The organism is Mucilaginibacter pineti, assembly GCF_900101875.1.
Classification (GTDB): domain Bacteria; phylum Bacteroidota; class Bacteroidia; order Sphingobacteriales; family Sphingobacteriaceae; genus Mucilaginibacter; species Mucilaginibacter pineti.
On the sequence record NZ_FNAI01000008.1, the window covers coordinates 105,253 to 126,273 of the forward strand.

At 41.9% G+C, this 21,021-nt stretch carries 19 protein-coding genes; all 19 read right to left on the reverse strand.

All coding sequences use genetic code 11. The features are described 5' to 3' along the window. Positions 1-35: 35 nt before the first annotated feature. On the reverse strand, positions 36-404 hold the full coding sequence (locus tag BLS59_RS17490) for a hypothetical protein (RefSeq protein ID WP_091150977.1): 369 nt from the start codon (positions 402-404) through the stop codon (positions 36-38). Next, entirely contained in the window at positions 373-2,907 is a 2,535-nt protein-coding gene (locus BLS59_RS17495; protein WP_091150979.1) for a TraG family conjugative transposon ATPase, read from the reverse strand. Before BLS59_RS17495 ends, BLS59_RS17490 begins: the two co-directional genes overlap by 32 nt. Continuing rightward, the gene (locus BLS59_RS17500; RefSeq protein ID WP_091150981.1) at positions 2,904-3,227 is read right to left on the reverse strand and encodes a DUF4133 domain-containing protein; all 324 of its coding nucleotides are present in this window, start codon (positions 3,225-3,227) and stop codon (positions 2,904-2,906) included. The genes BLS59_RS17495 and BLS59_RS17500 overlap by 4 nt, the downstream gene beginning before the upstream one ends. Then, positions 3,224-3,511: a DUF4134 domain-containing protein gene (locus BLS59_RS17505; protein WP_091151248.1), complete on the reverse strand. Its 288-nt coding sequence runs from the start codon at positions 3,509-3,511 to the stop codon at positions 3,224-3,226. Before BLS59_RS17505 ends, BLS59_RS17500 begins: the two co-directional genes overlap by 4 nt. 714 nt (positions 3,512-4,225) lie before the next feature. Beyond that, positions 4,226-5,056 carry an RteC domain-containing protein gene (locus BLS59_RS17510; RefSeq protein ID WP_091150983.1) on the reverse strand — a complete coding sequence of 277 codons (831 nt, stop codon included), beginning with the start codon at positions 5,054-5,056 and terminating at the stop codon, positions 4,226-4,228. 222 nt (positions 5,057-5,278) lie between these two features. Further along, positions 5,279-6,187 (reverse strand): response regulator transcription factor, encoded by a 909-nt coding sequence (locus tag BLS59_RS17515; protein ID WP_162842674.1) that lies wholly within the window; start codon positions 6,185-6,187, stop codon positions 5,279-5,281. A gap of 35 nt (positions 6,188-6,222) precedes the next feature. After that, positions 6,223-6,816: a GNAT family N-acetyltransferase gene (locus BLS59_RS17520; protein WP_240315261.1), complete on the reverse strand. Its 594-nt coding sequence runs from the start codon at positions 6,814-6,816 to the stop codon at positions 6,223-6,225. Positions 6,817-6,939: 123 nt separating this feature from the next. Further along, positions 6,940-8,304, reverse strand: coding sequence for an alkaline phosphatase family protein (locus tag BLS59_RS17525; RefSeq protein WP_091150989.1), 1,365 nt, complete (start codon positions 8,302-8,304; stop codon positions 6,940-6,942). Positions 8,305-8,449: 145 nt separating this feature from the next. Then, a complete protein-coding gene (locus tag BLS59_RS17530) occupies positions 8,450-8,899 on the reverse strand; it encodes a protein-disulfide reductase DsbD domain-containing protein (protein WP_091150991.1) in 450 nt (149 codons plus the stop codon). Then, positions 8,896-10,233, reverse strand: coding sequence for a TlpA family protein disulfide reductase (locus BLS59_RS17535; protein WP_091150993.1), 1,338 nt, complete (start codon positions 10,231-10,233; stop codon positions 8,896-8,898). The genes BLS59_RS17530 and BLS59_RS17535 overlap by 4 nt, the downstream gene beginning before the upstream one ends. Before the next feature lie 48 nt (positions 10,234-10,281). Beyond that, positions 10,282-11,709, reverse strand: a complete 1,428-nt coding sequence (locus tag BLS59_RS17540; protein WP_091150995.1) for a RagB/SusD family nutrient uptake outer membrane protein — start codon at positions 11,707-11,709, stop codon at positions 10,282-10,284. Positions 11,710-11,719: 10 nt separating this feature from the next. Next, on the reverse strand, positions 11,720-15,055 hold the full coding sequence (locus BLS59_RS17545) for a SusC/RagA family TonB-linked outer membrane protein (protein WP_091150997.1): 3,336 nt from the start codon (positions 15,053-15,055) through the stop codon (positions 11,720-11,722). Between the two features lie 199 nt (positions 15,056-15,254). After that, positions 15,255-16,400, reverse strand: a complete 1,146-nt coding sequence (locus BLS59_RS17550; RefSeq protein ID WP_091150999.1) for a FecR family protein — start codon at positions 16,398-16,400, stop codon at positions 15,255-15,257. Positions 16,401-16,501: 101 nt separating this feature from the next. Further along, complete coding sequence (locus tag BLS59_RS17555) at positions 16,502-17,113, reverse strand: RNA polymerase sigma-70 factor (protein ID WP_091151000.1); 612 nt, start codon at positions 17,111-17,113, stop codon at positions 16,502-16,504. Between the two features lie 104 nt (positions 17,114-17,217). Further along, complete coding sequence (locus BLS59_RS17560) at positions 17,218-17,529, reverse strand: hypothetical protein (RefSeq protein ID WP_143014156.1); 312 nt, start codon at positions 17,527-17,529, stop codon at positions 17,218-17,220. A gap of 87 nt (positions 17,530-17,616) precedes the next feature. After that, positions 17,617-18,528, reverse strand: coding sequence for a response regulator transcription factor (locus BLS59_RS17565; RefSeq protein WP_162842676.1), 912 nt, complete (start codon positions 18,526-18,528; stop codon positions 17,617-17,619). 95 nt (positions 18,529-18,623) lie between these two features. Continuing rightward, the gene (locus tag BLS59_RS17570; RefSeq protein WP_091151006.1) at positions 18,624-19,097 is read right to left on the reverse strand and encodes an alkaline phosphatase family protein; all 474 of its coding nucleotides are present in this window, start codon (positions 19,095-19,097) and stop codon (positions 18,624-18,626) included. 7 nt (positions 19,098-19,104) lie between these two features. Next, positions 19,105-19,518: a protein-disulfide reductase DsbD N-terminal domain-containing protein gene (locus BLS59_RS17575; RefSeq protein ID WP_240315262.1), complete on the reverse strand. Its 414-nt coding sequence runs from the start codon at positions 19,516-19,518 to the stop codon at positions 19,105-19,107. A gap of 89 nt (positions 19,519-19,607) precedes the next feature. Beyond that, entirely contained in the window at positions 19,608-20,909 is a 1,302-nt protein-coding gene (locus BLS59_RS17580) for a TlpA family protein disulfide reductase (RefSeq protein ID WP_091151011.1), read from the reverse strand. Between the last annotated feature and the right edge of the window lie 112 nt (positions 20,910-21,021).

Here is a 21,021-nt window from a genome sequence, read left to right on the forward strand (position 1 = left end):
TCTCTTAATGGAGAGCAGGAAATTGGCTTAAGCGGTTAATCAATCTTGTTAAATCTCGCGGTTTGCAGCTTCAAAAAGCCGCTGTCCGGGGAAAAGTGGAGCACAAAGCCAAAGGCGTTATCGCTGATCTCTTTTCGCTGGGGGTCATAAATCCCCTGCCAGTGGGTTCGCTTGAGTTTTAGCGGCAATAGCTTACCGTCCCTTTTGGACTGCACGCCGATACTCCGGCTGACCTGGTAACGGTCTTCACCGTCGGCAATGATGGTCAGCGTGTCGCTGGCTTTCCCGTATTTGCCATCAGTTTCGCTGACGTAGGTGCCGGGAATGAAATTTTCGGTCTGCTTGTTTTTACAGCCCAAAAGCAGGGTGCCGCTAAGCAGCAGCATTAAAAGGATTGTTTTCATGATTTTCTGATTTTTTATTTATGGATTGAAGATTGCTTGTTTTTGGAGAACGTTCAGAACGCTCACCAGAACGCTCTCTGGATTCGGCGGCCAGCGCAATAATACCCTGTTGCATACTGCCATGTTCAATGGCGGCCTGTTGCACCCGGACACGTTCGCGGCCCTCGGTGGTAAACGCCAAATATTCCTCCGCGCATAACTCGTTTTTGTACACCTTCATCACCTGCCCGCCGATGTCTACAAAGATCTCCCGGTTGTCCTTGTTAACAGAAAGCAGGATGGTCTTTGCTTTATCGGACAACCCCAGGGTATCCTGTAACTTATCAAACTTGTGCATGAACTTGCGCATATCCATCATGATCTTGATGTCGGCGTTGTTGATGATGGCATCTTTAATGATGGGCGAGCTGATCAGATCGTCCAGTTCCTGGGTGACGACAACAGGCACCCCATTGAACTTTCGGATGGTTTTAAAGGCGTATTGCAGGAACCCCGCCATACCGGAGTTCGCGATCGCCTTCCAGGCCTCATCCACAGTTAATACCTTGCGGATCCCTTTGAGCTTGCGCATTTTAGAAAGGAACATTTCCATTACAATGAGCGTTACCACCGGAAATAAAATGGGATGCTCCTTGATCTGGTCGAGTTCTATCACTACAAACCGCTGACCCAAAAGGTCCAGGTTCTCGCGGGCATTGAGCAGGTAATCAAATTCCCCGCCTTTATAATACGGCCGCAGGACATATAAAAAGCTGCCCATATCAAAATCGATGTCACGGACCTTATGTGCTTTTAATACTTCGGTATACTCATTTTCCAGGTACTCATAGAAAGTATCAAAGCAGGGGAACAGTTCTGTGCGTTCAGCAAGGTGCCGGTAATAACCCGATAACGCATTGGATAGCGCCACATATTCACTGCGGATCAGCGCCTGGTCTTCCTGCTTCCACAGGGTTACCAGCAAAGCTTTCAGGCTTTCTTTCTTTTCGGTGTCCAGGGTTTGACCTTCGGGTAAATAGAAAGGATTGAACTGGATGGGGTTAGATTCCTCGTAGGTAAAGTAATAGCCGCCGACCAGTTCGCAAAGCCCTTTATAGCTGCCGCCAATGTCTACCGTTACGCAGTGCGCTCCCTGGTCATAAAGGGTACGCAGGATATGATTTACCGTCATCGACTTACCGCCGCCCGAAGTCCCGCAGACCAGCATGCCCATATTGGAAGTGATGCCTTTTTCGCGCGGCGCGTCAAACAGGTCAGCATAGACCGGCTTACCGCTCAGGCGGTCACAAAATCGGATGCCGCTTTCCGGCGGATCGCTGCTGTAATTGCTTTCCAAGTTCAGAAAGCAGGTTGCCTGTTCTAAAAAGGTATCAAAGCTGTCATTCATCGGGAAATCTGCGGCGTTGCCCGGAATGCCCGACCACCAGATTTGTCCCGCGCCGTCGCTTTCCTGCTTTGCCGTAGCGCCGATCTGCGCCATCGCTGAACTGACCTGGTTGCGTATCTCCTGCAAGCGTTCCCGGTCGTCGGTCCAGGCAATAACGTTAAAATGCGCTTTTACCGGCAGCCTTGCCTGGCTGATCGCCTCATTTAAAAAGTCATTGGTCGCATCCCTTGCAATGGCGTTTTCCCTGCTATAAGCAGAAAGCGATTGCAGCCGTCTTTTTTTAGCTTCGAGCCCTTTCAGCGTTTTCTGCGCGTCTTCAATAAAGATGTACTGGTTATAGGTATGATCACAGTCCAAAAGCAGACCCAAGCCCGAAGTAAAACCCACCGAAAAGCGGGTACGGTCAGTGCTGTATTTACCATAATCGATCCGGCTGCCGCAAAGCGCAGGCAAATCTTCTGCGTCACCCAGGGTAAAAAGCTGGCCGATCTGGTCGCCAACTTGTAAACGTTCTTTCAGGTGTACGTCCTTAATTACCGGTCTTTCGCCAGCGCCCAGATTAAAGCAGTAGGATTCCAGCAAGCCCGCCTGATCCGCAGTTCCGGCAAGTTCATCGCCCGATAGTTTACGCAAACCGATCAGCCCGCTGTCAGAAAGTATGCGCTCAAACTGACCGGTCTTTTCTAAAAAGGCAGGGAACAGTTTGGCATCGGTGAGTTGCTTTGGGACAATGCTTTTTCGCATCAGCCCGGAAAGGGCGCTGCTGCAAGCCTTGCGGTCTTCGGCTTTTTTGGTCAATAGGATATAACAGACATGATCCAGGTACTGCCTGCCGCTAAAATGACGCTCGGCGGCATCCGCCAAAAAGCTTTGCTCAGTACCACTACCTGCATACTTCTGCCTGGTATACACATCTTTTTTATGAAAGATGCTGTGTTTGGGCAATACCCTGATCGCCCTAATAAAGCTTTGGTGAAAAGTTTCGTAATCAGCGCCCGAAAGTGTAAATATATCGGGCAGCGACACCTGGTAAACGACGGTAATGTCGCCCCAGGCAGATATAAGCGCATCATGCTGCACCTTATAGATCGGGAATATTTTAGCGATCGGTGTCATAAATCCTCCTTTAGTTTGGTGAATAGTTTACGCGAGCGGAAATACAGGTATCCCGGCATCCGTTGTTTGGCCATTTTTTTCATCAGGCCGTACTGCCCGTAGCGGTGGCTCATCCGGACTACGCCGATATACAGGCCGCCGCCTGATGCGCCGATGATGACCAGGCAAGCCCAGGTGTTCACCCCGCAGAGGTACAGTACCGCAAAGAGCAGGAACAATAGGACTAAACCTGCAGCGAGGTAGCCGATGTACTGGGCGCGGAGCCCCTTGAACTCCAGGCTCCGGCCCACGCCTTTGTTAATTTGATAGACGCTGCTCATATCCCAAAAAATGATTGTAAGACCGTTGCCACTACCACCAGGAAAATACAGCTGCCAAACCAGCTTGCTGCTACCTTGCCGGTATCGCCATCGCCGGAATTCCATTTTTGGTAAACTTTCGTAGCGCCGATCAGCCCCAAAACTGCGCCAATGGCATACATCAAATTACAGCCCGTAGCGAAATATCCCTTGACTTTGTTGGTTGCTTCGGCGATCCCGGCATTCCCATCCTGAGAAAAAACCGAAGTACTCCAAAGCATTAAAAAGCCCAATACTGCCAGCATTCCCTGGCCGATACGCTGGCTGAAACTTTGCTTTTCGCTAAAGCTTTCCTGCAAATCGGCAGGCGTAATTTCAAAATCGAATTTCTCCATGCATTGCGCCAATATAAAAGCGCAAAGGCTGTCGCGGTATTCGGGCTCTGCTTTGTCGATGTAGATCGCCACCAAAGAAAGCAGACCGTCTTTGGTTTCCCCGGCTGCCGCCGCATAACTGATCAGCTCTTTGGTTTCCTCACGAAGCCGGTCATAATCTGCGGCCTTTTCTTCCAGCGTGGTCTGTACTTTCATCGGCACTTTTGCGGCTGGGGCGGCAACCTCGGGTTCTTCTTCATCACCTGCAAATTCCAGTTCGTCGGAACCTGCGATGTCTGTTCCTTCAGCATCGGGTGATATACTTCCCATCAGGCTGCCACCATGCAAGGGGATGATCTTCGGGTCACGGTCAGCGCGGTTTAAGCCACGCTTTAATAATCCTGAAAGCTCCGGGCGATAATAACGCAGCAGTACATAAACATAATACAGGACGGTAAGGGTAAGGATTGCGGCAGCATATTGCGGCCAGGAAATAGATGATAACATAGTGTTTTGTGTTTCCCTGCCGCTCCATTGCGACAGTGGTACAAAACTGGCCGGAAAGTCCCGCCGGACTAACCGACCATACCCGTGTAGGATACCCTGTTTTTGAAAAACACTGCTTTTCATAGCTAAAAACACGGTTTATTCATTCATCCGGTCAATGAGCGATTGTTTGACCTTATCGGTAAACAGGGTCTGGTTCGCCCGCTCGCTCAAATCATTATAAGTGCCGTAGAAATTCTTGACCGTGGTGTGGTACACCTTTTCCTGGTAATGAATAAAGGCAGCCATCACGACCTTACCATGGTTGACCGCTTTGGAGGTGATCAGCCCGTAACAATGTTCCACAAAAGCCGCCTGGTTCTCGGTCCAGGTATAGATCTCTTCGCCCAGCATTTCCAGAAAACTTCCGTCTTCTTTTTTGTTGATCCGCTCGATGCGGCGTTCCAGATAGTTCAGGGTCATTTCATTGGACAGCACCTGCGCCAGTTTGCTGTCATGGCTGGTATTGAAGCATTCGTCAAAATCCACCAGATTTTCATGCGGGCAAAGGCAAACATCAAACATGCCCCGTATATAATATTTATCATCCAGGTGAGAACTTTCCCGGCGTACATAATCATAGAAACTTAAGTTCGAGGAGAAATAATGGGTCAGCCTTTCCAGTTCATTCAGGTAATGACCTGTCAGCGCCTCCCCGCCGGGCGGCCTGCGCCCTTCAATATCCAGGATGGCCTGGTGAAAAAGCAGTTGCGCCTTGAAGCGCGGCTTGACCGTTTTGAAAAAACACATTTCATCGGCGGGCGTTTTTGGTTCATTGCGCAGGAAATACTTTTTCAGCCGCTTCATATATTCGTAGCACAGTGCCACGGCCTGCTGCAGCCACTTTACCCGGTCTTCATCACTTCGGCTCAGCTCAATGAGTTTTGCGCTAAGCTCTTCATACATGGCATCATAAGGTTTTGTATACATATAACCTTTCTTGTTCTAATCAGCGTCCTGCTGCTCTGCGCCATCGCGGCGGAGATACCAACAGCAGAAACAATAAGTAGCTTTTTTCCATAGGCGACAATATTAAGAGAACGTGAGAGCGTGAGAGCGTTAACGGGGGAGGCAAATATGCGCTTGCCCCGAATCCCCGTCAATAAGTCATACGCCCTTAATTTCCGGCTGGGTAAATTGCCCTAACACACCTTACAGCGCAGTAAAAAGGATGTTTACCAGCTCCGTTCGCGTCTTAGCACCCGTTTTCAGGTGCAGGTTCTGCAGGTTATTGCCTACAGTTTTTTCCGCAATAAAAAGCTTTTCGCCGATCTCTTTATTGGTCATTCCCAGCTTGATGTATTGCAGAATATCCCGCTCCCTGGGGGTAATGTCAAATTTCAGGCAATTCGCCTCAAAGATCTCAGCAGCCGTAAGTTTCAATAGGATAATGGTCCGGTCTTTTTCGTCCCGCTGCTGCCGTCTTTCCCGCACCGAACGGGCGGCTAAAATGGCCGTAATGACTAAAAAGCCGGTATTGGTAGTCAACACTTCGGTTAACTGGCTCACCCTGAAATAACCAAAAGGGATCATACAGATCCAGGGTAGCACCGCGATATAGGTCAGGTACATTTCCAGTCGTTCGGATTCCAGGTTCCCACGGTAGCGTTCACCAATGGCCTTAAAGGCATACCAGAAAAAAGCAACCCCATAAAGCGCCGGCGCGATCAGCCCCCAGCGTATCGAAAAATCAATATCTTCAGACAGGTGGTATTCGGCGACAAAAAAGATGAAATACGGTAAGGCCAGAAAGAACAGCATGCCTTTAAAAGCAAAGAATTTCAACTTTTTAAGCTCAAAAGCCGCATAAAAGTAATACGGCAGGTAAGCCGCAACGGCGAATCCGCTGCCCCAGGCGAGCATCATTTGCAGTTTGATGTGAATCCAGGATAGCGAAGGATCAGGAAAGAACCCGCCAAAGATGTTGTACAGGATCATCAGCACCAGCAGCCAGACATAAAGGAGGCCGCGCCGGTCTTTGGGAAAATACAGCCAGCTCATCAGCTGCGCCCCAAGTAAAAACAATTCCATAGCAGCCAGTAACCCAGTTACCGGGTGCATTTCTGTTCCAAAAAGCCGCATGAAGGAATGGGCGATTAGAACTTAGAAACAGTAGCAGAAAATTCCTTTTTCAGGAAAAAGAGTTTGTAGCCTAGGTCAAGGGTCGCATAGGTTTGGAAGCCGAAAGACTTGTACCAGGGAATATTTTTTAAAGTGGAGGTTTCCAGGATCACCGTCCGGTGCTGCTTTTCGCAGTAGGCGATCACCTCGGACAAAAGGCGCGAGCCGATCCCTTTGTGCTGGAACAGGGGGTTCACCCCGATAAACCATAGGTAAGCATTGTGACCGGAAAGCTGTAAGCTATGGATGGCTTTTTCACGTTTCATTACCGCTAATGCTTTTGAAATACCGGTACAGTTCCATACCAGTTCCAAATCTAACAGTAACGACAAAAAAGTCGTTTTCTTCTGCTCCGGGTAAAGCAATAAGGCGCAGGCATGCGCATCTTCAGAGATCAGCACCTCCCCAAATAGGGAACATACCTTTACCGCGTAGTTCATTAATGCGCTTCTGCGCAGCTGCTGGTCAGTGCCAGCAGTAACATAATTCACACTCAAATTGTCCGAAAAGGACTGGGCTAAAATCCCGGCAACCAAAGGCTGGTCTGCCGCATCTGCTTTTCTCATCATATAGGTATTCGTATTATAGGTATAATTGATTGGTAAGTTTTTAAGTCATAGGCGAAGTTTGTTTTTTGGTAAAATAAAAAGGCTGGTACCGGTCACCGGTACCAGCCCGTAATGATTAATTAACTATAGCTTTTTATTGGTAATTATTCCGGGAACTAGTTTTCCATCAGGCGTATTAAACTCAATGCCTAATAGTCTTGCAATCAAAGGTGCAATATCTACTGCACGGATTTCGTTGATCATCTTGCCTTTGTTTACTCCTGCGCCTGATGCGATAAATCCGGTGTGCATTTCTTTTATGTTCGGATCGTAGCCATGGTGTCCTCCGGTGGTTGGGAAAAAGACACCTTCCAGTGGATTATTTTGGATTAAGGTCCCTGGGCCGTGGTTGGTTACTTTGGCGGGGGCTAATGATCCGCTGAATACGGTGCCGGGTATGGCGGCGAGTGCCAGGATTGCGGAACTGTCTGCACCCATTTTATCGAGTTCTTTTCGGTCGATGATCCGGAAGAGTTTTCGTTTGTCTTTTGGAAGTTTATTTAAGGAGTCGGTTACGGCTTTTACTGTTGATGCGTCATTTGCTTTTGATGTTCCGGCACTTCTGTATAGAAAGCAGGAGCCGCCTGCGGCGATGAATTTGGCAGGCAGGGTTTTGATCAGCATGTTGGGACGGAATACGGTGTGGATGGTGCTGAAACCATGATCGCCAACGATGATGATGGTGGTGTTTTCGGCCATACCTGATCTGCGTACAGCTTCCATGATTACGCCGATGTTGTGATCAACGCCTGCAACGGCGAGTTTTACGCTGTCGGCATCTCTGCCGTGTTCGTGTTGCTGTCCGTCTGCCTGGGCAAAGTGAACCGCGAGAAAAGCGGGTTTTTTGGTTTTGAAGATGTAGGCTGCCATGCGTGCAGAATTGTCATCCATGCTGAATGCTTCTTCGTCCATGTTGAACTTGTCGAGCTTTCCGGTTGCGTTGAGTTCTATTTCTTCGATCAGGCCGGGGGTTGCATATTTCCTCGGTTCTGTAATTCGGTCCGGATAGGCATCTGACCAGATCTCGGGGATGTTATAAGTGATGTCTTTATCTACACTTACCGGCCACTCTACGGCAGAAGTGGTTAAGTTGCTTTTTTTGAGCACCTGCCAAAGGGTGGGTACTTTGATGGCAGAGGTAAACCAGTGCCAGTCGCCTTTGCTGCCCACTGGCTGGTTATAGTAGATTCCTGATCTTGCGGGGAATGCTCCGGTTACCATTGCGGTATGGGTTGGGTAGGTATAGCTGGGGAATACGCTGAGCATATGGTCTGCTGAGGTCCCGGTTTTTACCAGGGCTTGTAAGTTGACCGCGTTCCAGCTTGGGTCGTTGTAGAATTCTGGCCTGAATCCGTCGATGGATAGTAGGATGACGTGTTTGCTTTCCTGTGCCATTGTGGAAAACGAGAATAGCGTTACGAGCAAAAATTGGAGAAATGTTTTGTTCATCAGTTTGTATTTGGATTAATAAGTTAGTTTAGCTTGCCGAGATTAGTCAGCACAAGCAAAATGTTCCAAATATCCAACCATCCGGGAATTTAAGATGGTTGGATATTTAAAAAAGTGGTGGATTTCAAAAGGCAAGGTTGCATAACTATTTAATAGGAACTTCGAAATTGACAGTCTCGGGATTTAGACATTTTTTGTCTGTACAAGCCATGAACTCCACGCTGCATTTTATTACTAGATTTGACCGTTTAAATTTTATTTTTTGCAGAAAAGTTACCTCATCTTCAAAAGTGAAAACATTCATATCATAGACTTGTTCCCTTTTCGTTATTGGAGTAGGTTCAACGACATTTCCTTTCAATAAATAATTATCTGCAGGTGAAAAGTAGATTCTTGTATTGAAAGGACCTCCTTTCGCCTGTTTAGTTGAATAAATATGCCATCCTTTTTCAATAGTTCCTTTAATAAAAACAATAGCTTCCTTATCGCCTATAATTTTTGAAGCAAAAGACCATTTTACGGGTCTATCTATTTGGGCATTGATAACATTGAAAAAAAATACCAAAAGTATTGTAGTAAAGAACATCTTTTTCATAAGTTCTTGGTTAATAAAATAACTGGCAGCTCTCTTTTCTCTTTAAATACTATGATATTGTATTTTCTTAAAATAGAGTTTATGTATTTAAGATCATTCCACATGTTTGGAGGCGGAAGATCAGGTATTCCTGAAATCTCTCCTTTAAAACCTGTTTCATCAACTAGCGGGTGTACATATCGTGATGAATTTTTATTAGTAAATAGTATGCTTTTATCAGCGTTAAGATTTCGAATGAAAACTTGGAATGGTGTTTTGTTTGAATCGTTTTCTATAATTGGTAGAACCGGGCTTGAATTATTTATGCGTCTTATTACAAAACAATCGATATTCCTTTTGACAATGGAACTATTAAGATTAAAAAAACCATCCAAATCATTCTTCATATTGCTGTAGAATATGCTATATGAAGTATCTAATGATACCTTCTCATAACAGAATAGTCGTTCTTTGATATTTTGGTCTAGGTTTTCAAATTTCACAATATCATTAAGCCTATACTTTACAGTGTCACTATACTCTTCAATTAATTGAGATCTATGGAAAATTTCATTACCTAGATATTGATTCTTGACAAATAATGCTTCGTAAATTCCAGCGAGGCTTTGATTTTTAATAATAATCCTTAGTTTATTATTTTTCAGATATACCCCCTGATGATTTGGATAAGTAGATATAGAATCGAATTTTGAAAAGTAACTATATTGAATTAAGTTATTGCCCCTATTATAGTCTTCGTCAATTTTCATTAATGAAAAGTTATTAGAATTGACGAGCGGGCTCATAATTCCAGCGTATTGTTTTAGATTAATTCTACCTGTTAATAAAAACTGCTTAACATCTTCTCTATTGATTTCTTCCGAAATGGATTGTATTATACCCTCATTATCAATCCAAACTTGATATGGCTCTCCTGGAAAAAATTTAGCCATTTCATCATCCTCCGTAGTCGTTGGCAATGACACGTTTCTCACGAATTTGTTATCTTTAAAGAAGTCGCTTACCCTTTTTGTATAATCTGGATTTTTGAACTTATTAACTAATAAAATCGTCAATTGATCTTTGTTTTCTTTTTGAATTGAATCCAATAGGGGTAGTCGTTCAATACAGGATTTACAAACTGTATTCCAGAAATCGAGAATGATTGGTTTGCCTCCGAATTCAGACAGAAGCTTTGCTTGTGACTTTTTATATTTAATTATATTCTTCAAATAAATATCAGGAATCTTTTCTCCTACTCTTAATGGTGAAGTTGGAACCCTTTGTGCAAATACTGAAAGGGAGCATATTATTAGCAAAGTGAACATAAGTTTGCTTATTTTCTCAATTGTCATATTCGTATTTTTAAGACACTGGCCAGTATTACTAACCAGTGTCTGGATTTAATTATAACCGGGATTCTGCAACAATGCTGTATTTACCAAAATCTGATTGGCAGGAATTGGATATAAGCCATCAGTAGTTTCCCAAGTTGTTGGTTTAATTGATTTCATTACAACATCTATTCTGTTCGTTCTTTTCAAATCGATCCATCTAAAGCCTTGTTCAACAAAAAACTCTACAGCCCGCTCTTTCTCAATAGCATCTAATGTCTGAATGTTTGAAAGTGTAGTAGGAAGGTTTGGAAGAGCTCCTGTAATACTGCTATCACGAGATCTAGCACGGATAATATTTATGTCAGATATAGCTCCAGTTAAGTTACCCTGCTGCGCTCTTGCTTCGGCGCGAACTAAGTACTGCTCAGCCAGTCTAAAAATAATAAGATATTCAGTTAAAGAAGTAAAACTTGATCCTTGCTTATACTTGAAAGGATAAAAGTAGTCTGTATCGTTCACTTTTAAAGTTCCGATCCATTCGGCTTTTCTTTTATCGCCTAGTTCGAACTTATTCATCAGTGCGGTTGAAATCGTAAAATTGGGGATGACAGTCGATGTAACAGATGGAACAAATATTGCGCCCTCTTCAGTATTAGTGTTGTTCCTACTTGGTTTAAATTGAAAAATAGCTTCGCTACTTCCAGCAAGAAAAACATCGTTTAAATTAGCAAGGACAAGCGAGTACATAGTAGAATTAATTATGCTTGTAGATGCGGTTTCTGCAAGCAAATATTGCTTTTGATACAAATAAAATCTGGCCAAAAGAGCTGTTGCAGTCCATTTATTTGCCCTGACACGTTCATTTGTAGGGTAGTTTTCTTGCAATAGGCTTTGTGCAGCTAAAAGATCAGCGAGAATACTTTCTTCCACCTCCTTAGAATTTGTCCGCGAAAGCTTTGCATTAACCCTATAATCAGAAGTGAGTACAAGCGGTACATCACCGAAATAATTAATTAAATAGAAATAAGTGAATGCTCTCAAAAATTTACATTCTCCAAGTAATTGATTTCTTAACGATTCCTTAACTAAAGTATTGGAAGTCAACCCCTCAATCGCAGAATTTATTCTGTAGATTGACTCGTAAGATTTCTGCCAAAAACTAAATTCTACTATTGTATTATTCGAAGAAATGCTATTGCGATAAAACTGAAGATATGTTGCATCGCTTCCATTGTATGTAAGTTCATCTGTCATCAGACTGCTGTTAACAGTATTGTTAACTGTTAACATCCATTGGAATGAAGCTATTCCTGAATAGATTCCTAGAACTGCTGACGTAGCGGAAGCATCATTTGCAAAAGCATTTTCTGATGATACTTTACCTTCAGGAGCTGGAATATCAATTAACTTATTGCAAGAAGATGTAACAATTAATAAGATTAAGGAGAGAACTTTGCATCCTGTAAAATATGCTTTGTTTCTATAGTTTTTCATAATAATAATATTAAAGTTTAATTTGTAAACCTGCGGTCAATGTTCTTAATAGTGGCAGCTGATAAGCGTACTGCACTTCAGGATCAGCACCTTTATAATGGGTTATAGTTAACAGGTTTTGCCCCTGCAAATAAAATCTAAGCGAATTGATTTTCCATTTTTTCAAAAGACTTCCAGAAAAGTCATACGATAAAGAAACATTTTTTAATCGCAGGTAACTCGCATCTGAATATCCAATATTTGAATTTTGGTAGGCTATAATGGTTGGTAAAGGGTAATCAGCATTTATTCTCGGAGCTAGTGCCTGATCGCCTATTTTATGCCATCGATCTAAAAATAATGTTGATGGATTGAACATTATACCTGGATATTGACTAGATGTTGACGTCGTGAAATAGTAATTCTTTCCTATTTGCTTTTTGAATTCGGCAAATGCATATAGCGAGAAATTCTTGTAAGAAAGCGTGGTACTTATACCCCCAAAATATCTTGGATCTAAGTTCCCTAGATATTGTGCATCCTTATAATCGGCTTCTCCATCGCCGTTTATATCCTCAACCAACATTTCTCCTGTATTAGGATCAATGCCTTGATACTTTGCCTTATAAATGAGATTTGTCGATTTTCCAACCACATAAGTGGTTTTATATGGTGAAGTTTCCAGTCCCGGAAAGGCTACAAGTTCATTTTTTATAAAGCTAATATTGAACGATGTAGTCCATTGAAATTTATTATTTTTTATGATAATCGAACTCAATTCAAACTCATAACCATTATTTGCGATAATTGCATCTAAATTCTGAAGGATATTTTCAAATCCTGTCTGTTGAGGTAAAGTATAGCTTACCAATTGATTTCCGCTTCTATTATCGAAGTATGTTACATTCAAAGAAATTCTATCTTTTAAAAATCCCAACTCAAGGGATGTCTCGAATTTTTTGTTTTTTTCCCAACGATAATCCGGATTATTTAATGCTGTCGGATTGATAGAGGTCATCGACTGATAAGAAGTTACAGGTGAGTATGTACTTAAGTACCTATAATTCCCAATTTGATCACTTCCAGTTATGCCGTAACTAGCTCGTATTTTCCCAAAACTAAGGAAGGGCAATAGATCGTTCTTTATTAAATCATCTGAAAATATATATGCTCCAGCTATAGATCCAAAATTACTGAATCTTTGGTCTGGCCCAAATCGACTTGATCCGTCACGGCGACCAGACAAATTGATAATCAAACGATCATCAAAATTATAATTTAACCTAGCAAAAACTGCTGCATATTTATATTTACTGGAGACATTATCTCTGGAATTCACGTTAGGGCTGGCACCTGAATTAATAGAACCAAGCAAAGCATCATTTGTATAACCCGAAGTCCTAATGGTATTTGCAATCTGATATTGATACTGCCAAGAACCTCCGACTAAAGTGCTAATTTTATGTTTGCCAAACATTTTCTTATAGTCTAACTGGGGCTCCACGATCATACCTTTATAATTCTGATTAGAAAAACCTGCAGAACCTGTTGTAGCGCCAGAATTCGGATCTAAAGATGATATTGGATTCTGAGTTTTTTCATCAGTATAATATCCATTATACCCAAGTGATGTCTTAAAAGTGATATCTTTTGTAAAGCTATAACCTGAGTCAAAATTTATTAAGTAGTTATCTGTTTTCAACTGGTAATTCTTTAGGAATTGTGCCAATGGATTAACAAACCCAACTCCTTTGTAAGACCAATTCAAGCTGCCGTCTGAATTCTTAAGATCTGGAGTATTAGGAGGAAGTGAAATACCATCAAGTGTACCGACAAATAGTCCATTATCGTTTAATGAATAGTTGAAGGCTAAATTGGAAAAGAATTTCCCATCTGTTGAAACGTGATTCAGTCGAGAACTAAACGACGCTCGCTCATTCTTTTTCTCTGTAGGATAAACCGTTCCGTCATGGCGAAATCCTCCGGAGATTCTAAACTGTGTGTTGCCAGACCCACCGGCCAGCGTTAGTTGCAAATCTGTTGTTTTTGCTCTTCCGCCGATCAAGAGTTTTTGAAAATTAGTATATTTATCTTGGTCATAAACCACTAAATCCTGTCCGTCGGATTCACTTGGTATAAGGTTAGCATTGTTGTAAGCCTCTTTTCGAAATGCAAGATACTGCTGGGTATTAAGGTATGGTTGCATTTTATTGACTTCGCTAAATCCCGAGTTTAGATTAACATCGAAAGTAGTTTTGTCAGTTTTTCCTCGTTTAGTTGTGATAAGTATTACGCCATTTGCGCCCCTGCTTCCATATATAGCCGTTGCATCCGCATCTTTTAATACTTCAATACTTTCAATGTCTTGCGGATTAATACTACTAAATGCGCTTAAACTTCCCTTACCTTCTGTGCCCTGTGAAGCTATGTTTGTAAAACTATTGATTATACCGTTGTTTGGTCCGAATGGCATTCCGTCAATTATATACAAAGGATCTGAATTATTTGTTATGGAATTCCTTCCTCTTAACTGCAGTCTTACGGTAGCTCCAGAATTTCCACTTGTTTGATTTACAAGCAGTCCCGGAATTTTTCCCTCAAGAGCAATGAGTGGGTTATTTACTGGTTGGTTTCCGATTTCTGCTGCTGTAACTTTTGACACATTCCCTGTAGACAAACGCTTTTTCTCTGTGTAGTAACCTTTGTTTACTGTTACCTCCTGCAAATCAGTCGTATTTGAAATCAAAGTGATAGCCCCTAAATCGGCTTTTGCCTGAACTTCTTTTACCTGATAACCAACATAAGAAATCAGCAATGTCGCAGTCTCATCAACACCGATCAATCCAAATTCGCCATTAGCGTTAGTTGTCGTAGATTGATTTTTACCTTTAACTTTTACACTCGCCCCTGGCAATGCATTCCCAGCAGAATCCACTACCTTTCCTCGCACATTAATTGCCTGAAATCGGGCCATGACTTTTTCGATGAAGGTGGGTTCGGCTTTTTTGGAAACAACAACTATGTTATCTTCCAAAGCAAAACTTACCGGCTGGTCTTTAAAAATCTGTGCCAACACCTCACTCAGCTCCATGTTTTTAACCGAAATGGTTACAGGTTTTGCGCCTTTCAATGTCTCGCCAGAAACAAAAAAAGCATACCCACTTTGTGCAGTTATTTTTTTAAAGACCTTAGCAATAGGCGTATTTTTTTCGGACAGAGAAATCTTCTGCGCGAAGCTGGTTGCGCTTACCTGCATGATACTAATCAAAATAAGGAAGGTGGTCAGCTTCATCATTAACAGTATTTTAGTGGAGATGTACTTTCGTTTTCGCAGCACATCTGTTTTTTGTGTAAAATTCTTATTCATTCGTCGTATTGTTTGTGACAAATACTTAACAGGCCAACGACAGCCCCTCCGTATTGAATTCTCATCAATATTGCCTAAGTTTGTTTGTCTGGTTTAAAGTTTAAAAAGTTCAACAGCTTATATTGAACATGATCCAGTCATCGGCCAGTTGTGTTCTAGCACACCTGGCTTTTTTTATCAGAATCATGGAAAGAAATTTCTACCTAACCATAAGCCTCCTTCCCTGAACTGTAAGTTTTACTGATTTTGATAACTGCATTACCTTGACCGTTTTATTTAAATCAAACGACCTTGGTATCCGGCCTGTAAAGGTTTCCTTGCTTAGCGTTCCTTCAAACACGACATCTACATCATACCAGCGGGAAATCTGTTCCATGACCGTTTTTATATCTGCATCTGTGAAGTCAAAATAGCCATTTTTCCAGGCTACTGTTTCATCCACATCTACCGCACTTACTTTGATTTCCGAACCTGTTACATTGGCCTGCTCACCGGGTTTTATGATCTTGGTATTGTTTCCGGCAACTACACGCACAGAGCCCTGAAGCAATGTCGTGCTCACGCTGCCGTCATAAGTATTGATGTTAAAATGTGTTCCCAAAACTTCGACATACTGACCGGCACCTTTAACCCTGAAAGGCTTTGAAGGATTATGGGCGATTTCAAAATAAACTTCGCCTCGGATTTCTACCTCGCGCGTGTCTCCTTTAAATGCAGAAGGGTAGGTGATCGATGAAGCTGCATTCAGCCAAACATTTGTACCATCTGAAAGGGTAAGTTGATAAGTTCCGCCACGTGGCGTAGTCATGGTGTTTATCAAAACCGAATTATCTTCACCGGCTTTTCCGTAAACAATTTTTCCATCAGCAGACTTATTGATCACTGTGTTACCCTGTGTGGCCAGTTGCCCATTTTTGGCGCCAGTTAAGTTGATGAGCTGGCCATTGGCTAAAGTCAATGTAGCTTTATTACTTCCTGCCGGAAAATTCCCGATTTCTATTAAAGCAGTTTCAGTTACATCCGCCTTCTTCTTATTCAAGAAATACAGACCTGCTGAAATGAAGACCAGCAAGGAAGCTGCAACGATGATACGCGGCCATAGACTAACTTGGCGTTTGAGCTGTAGCGGTTTTGCAGCAGTAAGTTCTATTTCCAGCTTTGCCTCAACCTTTAAAAATTGCTGTTGCTTGATTTGCCTACGGGAATCTTCATTTAGGATGTCGGTATATCCCGGATCATTCTCGAATTTGTCATACCAACCGATCAATTCCTGTAGTTCATTTTCAGAAATTTTGCCTTTGGTGAATTTTTCCAGTAAAGTATTGATGTATTGCTGTTCGTCCATTTTTTGTGACCTTATATAAGGGTATTTCAAAAAAAGACAGGCAGGTACTAGTCTGAAAGGAAATTAATTTTTAAGCTGTTGATTATCAGGTGAATAATTTATTACAGTTTTGCGGTTAAGCTAACGAAAACGCAGAATGCGATCAGATCTACCTGATGACCCTGTACTTCGTTTTTCAGAATACTGAGCGCTTTGGTGATGTGACGTTTTACGGTGTTAACAGAAATATTAAGTTTATCTGCAATATCCTGATGGGATAATTGTTCATACCTGCTCATGATGAATACCTCCCGGCATTTCTCAGGCATTTTTTCTGCAATCAGGTAGATCTTTTCTTTAAGTTCTTTCGCTTCCAGCAGTTCATCAGGCATAAAAGGCTGGATATTTTCCCTTGTCATCAAACCCGCCAAATCTTTTTGGTGCGATTGCTGTATGTGAAAAGTTCTGAACACCTGATTTCTCAATGCGGTTTTAAGATAGGCTTCTAAGGTAGATTTCGGATTAATCTCCCGTCTTCGCATAAAAAAACTTACAAACAAGTCCTGGACCAGCTCTTCAGCGCTTTCTCTTGACTTAAGCCGCTTAAAAGCTGCGTCAATTAAGATGTCCCAATAACGGGTATACAACTCAGAAAAAGCAGCGCGGTCGTCTTCCAGCCGGATCAAATCCAGTAAAATATCATCTGTCCAGGAAGCTGCGCTGTATTTTCCCATTTTGCAATTGCAATATAGCAATTCGGCAGCAAAGTTGTGTAATTGCCAGGGAATTACACCTTTAATTACTGTTATCTAATTCTGGCATTTGCATTAAGATCATGTTAAGCAGCCTCTTTATCTATGTTGCTGTCACCGCCCAATTCTGCAATTAATATTTCCTGAATATCCTGTTTGATCTGCAAATAGTTTGCATAAATGGTTTCCTGATCCACTTCTCTAACCTGTGGCAATGACTGAAAACCTGCTTCCTCGGTTTTTATTGCGTCGTGGTCATTCACGATCTCTGCATGGAACATTTTTAAACCGATCTTTTGGTCAGGGTTATCGGCAACAATACCCACAAATTCACCCGAGGACAGCGAGGCAATCCTGCTGGCGGGAATCGCCGAATCCAGTTGAGAAGAAGTGCTCACAGAAGTGTCGGAACTATTGACACTCCTAGATTGTTTTCCTGCAAGATCCTGCCAAACATTTCCGACAACTTTTTTGCGCTCTTGCAGCTATTTTTGTGCGGTAAAAAGGATGTTTACCAGCTCGGTTCGGGTCTTAGCGCCCGTTTTCAGGTGCAGGTTCTGCAAGTTATTGCCTACTGTTTTTTCCGCAATAAAAAGCTTTTCGCCGATCTCTTTATTGGTCATTCCCAGCTTGATGTATTGCAGAATATCCCGCTCCCTTGGGGTAATGTCAAATTTCAGGCAATTTGCCTCAAAGATCTCAGCGGCCGAAAGTTTTAATAGGCTAATGGTCAGGTCTTTTTCCTCGCGCTGCTGCCGTCTTTCGCGCACCGAACGGGCGGCTAAAATGGCCGTAATGATCAAAAAACCGGTATTGGTGGTCAGTACTTCGGTTAACTGGCTTACCCTGAAATAACCAAAAGGGATCATGCAGATCCAGGGCAGTACCGCGATATAGGTCAGGTACATTTCCAGCCGTTCGGATTCCAGGTTCCCACGGTAGCGTTCACCAATGGCCTTAAAGGCATACCAGAAAAAAGCAACCCCATAAAGCGCCGAGGCGATCAGCCCCCAGCGTATCGAAAAATCAATGTCTTCTGATAAGTGGTATTCCACGACAAAAAAGATCAGGTAAGGCAAGGCTAAAAAGAAGAGCATGCCCTTAAAAGCAAAGAATTTCAACTTTTTGAGCTCAAAAGCCGCATAAAAGTAATACGGCAGGTAAGCCGCAACGGCAAAGCCGCTGCCCCAGGCCAGCATCATTTGCAGCTTGATGTGAATCCAGGTAAGCGTTGGGTCTGGAAAGAACCCGCCAAAGATGTTATAGAGGATCATCAGCACCAGCAGCCAGACATAGAGCAGACCGCGCCGTTCTTTGGGGAAATACAGCCAGCTCATGAGCTGCGCCCCAAGTAAAAACAATTCCATAGCAGCCAGTAACCCAGTTACCGGGTGCATTTCTGTTCCAAAAAGCCGCATGAGAGATCGGCGATTAGAACTGAGAAACAGAAGATGAAAATTCCTTTTTCAGGAAAAAGAGTTTATAACCCAGATCAAGGGTCGCATAGGTTTGGAAGCCGAAAGACTTTATCCGACCAAATCTCAGGCACGTTATAAGTAATGTCTTTATCCACACTCACCGGCCATTCTACCGCCGAAGTAGTTTTACCACTTTTCTTTAATACCTGCCAAAGCGTAGGAACCTTGATCGCACTCGTAAACCAATGCCAGTCGCCTTTACTACCCACCGGCTGGTTGTAATAAATCCCAGACCTTGCAGGAAAAGCACCTGTTACCATAGCCGTATGGGTAGGATAGGTATAACTTGGGAATACACTTAACATATGGTTTGCGTAAGTACCTTGATTCATCAGTGCTTTCAGGTTCGGCGTTTGCCAGCTGGTATTCTGATACATTTCGGGACGGAAACCGTCGATGCTCATTACTATAACATGACTGGTCTTTTGTGCCTTTACTATAGAAAAATAAAGTAATGCGGCTAAGACTAAAAAAGTTTTTTTAATCATATTCGATTTATTTTACCGGGATATTAAACTCAACGGTTTCAGGAGGTAAACATTGATGGTCATTACAAACCATAAATTCCAATTTACCTGCGACAGCAAATTCCTTCACATTCTTTGTCACGATCTTTTGCTGGAATATGACTGATTTATTAAAATAGCTTACATCGACTTCAAAGGTGTTATCAAATTTAGTCATAGGGGGCGGCTCAGACACTTTACCAACAAGACTATAACCAGATGTAGCCGTAAATTTGAATGATGTTTTTTTAGGTCCACCATCTTTTTGATTTACAGAATAAATATGCCAACCATCTTCAATGTCCGCTTTTAGCATTATAACATATTCCTTGACATTTATACGTTTCGCGGCATAACTCCATTTCACAGGATGAAGGATCTGCGAAAATGTTAGATTGTTCATTGCTCCTAACATTACTATTGTAAGAACACAGTAATAAATAAAATTTTTAAATCGTCTCATTTAGATTTTTCTTAGTGATTATTATAATTTCAATTATTCCTTTTATTGATAGTCAGAAAATTTTTTAAACGCTCTTCTACAACTATCTTTACATTGTATTTCAGAAGCTGCTCGTTAACTTCAGCAAGGTCATTCCAATTTGCTAAAATATTTAAATCTACTTTTGTGTTCCTCAGCAATTTTGTTTCATCAATCACTTCATATTTTGGATTAAAACTTCCACTTATAAAATTTTCAAAAATTGCCCACCACGGAATATTGACAAAATGTCGAACATTTCCTTCCATAAAGGAATCTCTATCGCTTCCTTTTGAGATTAAACTCTCACCGTTGTTTGTTGATTTAATAACATAACATTTCACCATTTTTTTGGTTATCAGGGACGTTAGATTGAAAGAGTTGTCTATATCCAACAGCATACGTCTCTTGAAATTTACTATATTTGTATCACGTGATATGAGTTCGTAACAAAAGATATCTTTCTTATTGCTCCAATCTCCAGTAAGCTTCGCGAGTATTGATTCGTCACATTGTATCTGATTGGGGTAGAATTGCTTTGAATTAATCCTGTCATAGAGAGCAGATAAATTTCCGTTCGACATAGACATCATCAAACACCCAGAAAATCCTCCTTGTTTAACAATTCCTGGAGAACCAATGACAGCTCCCAATCCTTCCATATAGCCTCCTAAAAAAGAATAAAATTCAGTCGATTTTCCAGCGTTAAATTTATTATCGATAAAAACCATTGGCTGATATCCCAATTTATCTATTTCAATTTGCCTGGTATCATCCTTTAAAGGAAGATTGAGTTCTGCACCACTTATTAAACGTTGTATATTTTCTTCTGTTATCTGCTCGCCATCGGTTATAGCCTTTACTATTCCATTCCGATCTATCCACACCTGATGTGGTGCAGTTGTATGAGGAAATATTTTTGTCAGAATTGTATCCGAGGTGAGAGACGGTAGGGTTACATTCTTTACCTTATGGGTCTTTACAAAAAACGATTCAATTTCATTTTTAGGTTCAAAAGTGGTTAGTAAAACATTTAGTTTGTCAGAATACCTAGCTCTCATCGAATCCAAATGCGGCATTTCTGCAACGCAAACCCCACAATAGGTAAACCAAAAATCAATAATCAGAGGTTTTCCTTTGAAATCTTTTAAGTCAAGTCGACCATTTTTATATCTTATCACATCTTTAAAAACGAGGTATGGAAGTTTATCGCCAATTTTTAGAGGGACAATTTTTTGGGTCAATGCTTGCGATAGAGCTACTATTCCGTATAGAAAAAGAAATACGCACGCAATAAGAAATTTTAATTTCATATTAGTTTAATTGTTAAGTGTTTGAAAAAAATCGTGTCCATCTTGAGATCATAAATAAAGTTCGAATTATTATGATCTAACTTTTTTGTTGTAAATCATCAAGATGCAATCT

Bases quoted from the DNA above. Each gene is read 5' to 3' on its own strand.
- BLS59_RS17490 (WP_091150977.1), bottom strand. From the start codon at position 404: ATGAAAACAATCCTTTTAATGCTGCTGCTTAGCGGCACCCTGCTTTTG.
- BLS59_RS17495 (WP_091150979.1), bottom strand. From the start codon at position 2,907: ATGACACCGATCGCTAAAATATTCCCGATCTATAAGGTGCAGCATGAT.
- BLS59_RS17500 (WP_091150981.1), bottom strand. From the start codon at position 3,227: ATGAGCAGCGTCTATCAAATTAACAAAGGCGTGGGCCGGAGCCTGGAG.
- BLS59_RS17505 (WP_091151248.1), bottom strand. From the start codon at position 3,511: ATGCTGGCAGTATTGGGCTTTTTAATGCTTTGGAGTACTTCGGTTTTT.
- BLS59_RS17510 (WP_091150983.1), bottom strand. From the start codon at position 5,056: ATGTATACAAAACCTTATGATGCCATGTATGAAGAGCTTAGCGCAAAA.
- BLS59_RS17515 (WP_162842674.1), bottom strand. From the start codon at position 6,187: ATGCACCCGGTAACTGGGTTACTGGCTGCTATGGAATTGTTTTTACTT.
- BLS59_RS17520 (WP_240315261.1), bottom strand. From the start codon at position 6,816: ATGATGAGAAAAGCAGATGCGGCAGACCAGCCTTTGGTTGCCGGGATT.
- BLS59_RS17525 (WP_091150989.1), bottom strand. From the start codon at position 8,304: ATGAACAAAACATTTCTCCAATTTTTGCTCGTAACGCTATTCTCGTTT.
- BLS59_RS17530 (WP_091150991.1), bottom strand. From the start codon at position 8,899: ATGAAAAAGATGTTCTTTACTACAATACTTTTGGTATTTTTTTTCAAT.
- BLS59_RS17535 (WP_091150993.1), bottom strand. From the start codon at position 10,233: ATGACAATTGAGAAAATAAGCAAACTTATGTTCACTTTGCTAATAATA.
- BLS59_RS17540 (WP_091150995.1), bottom strand. From the start codon at position 11,709: ATGAAAAACTATAGAAACAAAGCATATTTTACAGGATGCAAAGTTCTC.
- BLS59_RS17545 (WP_091150997.1), bottom strand. From the start codon at position 15,055: ATGAATAAGAATTTTACACAAAAAACAGATGTGCTGCGAAAACGAAAG.
- BLS59_RS17550 (WP_091150999.1), bottom strand. From the start codon at position 16,400: ATGGACGAACAGCAATACATCAATACTTTACTGGAAAAATTCACCAAA.
- BLS59_RS17555 (WP_091151000.1), bottom strand. From the start codon at position 17,113: ATGGGAAAATACAGCGCAGCTTCCTGGACAGATGATATTTTACTGGAT.
- BLS59_RS17565 (WP_162842676.1), bottom strand. From the start codon at position 18,528: ATGCACCCGGTAACTGGGTTACTGGCTGCTATGGAATTGTTTTTACTT.
- BLS59_RS17570 (WP_091151006.1), bottom strand. From the start codon at position 19,097: ATGATTAAAAAAACTTTTTTAGTCTTAGCCGCATTACTTTATTTTTCT.
- BLS59_RS17575 (WP_240315262.1), bottom strand. From the start codon at position 19,518: ATGAACAATCTAACATTTTCGCAGATCCTTCATCCTGTGAAATGGAGT.
- BLS59_RS17580 (WP_091151011.1), bottom strand. From the start codon at position 20,909: ATGAAATTAAAATTTCTTATTGCGTGCGTATTTCTTTTTCTATACGGA.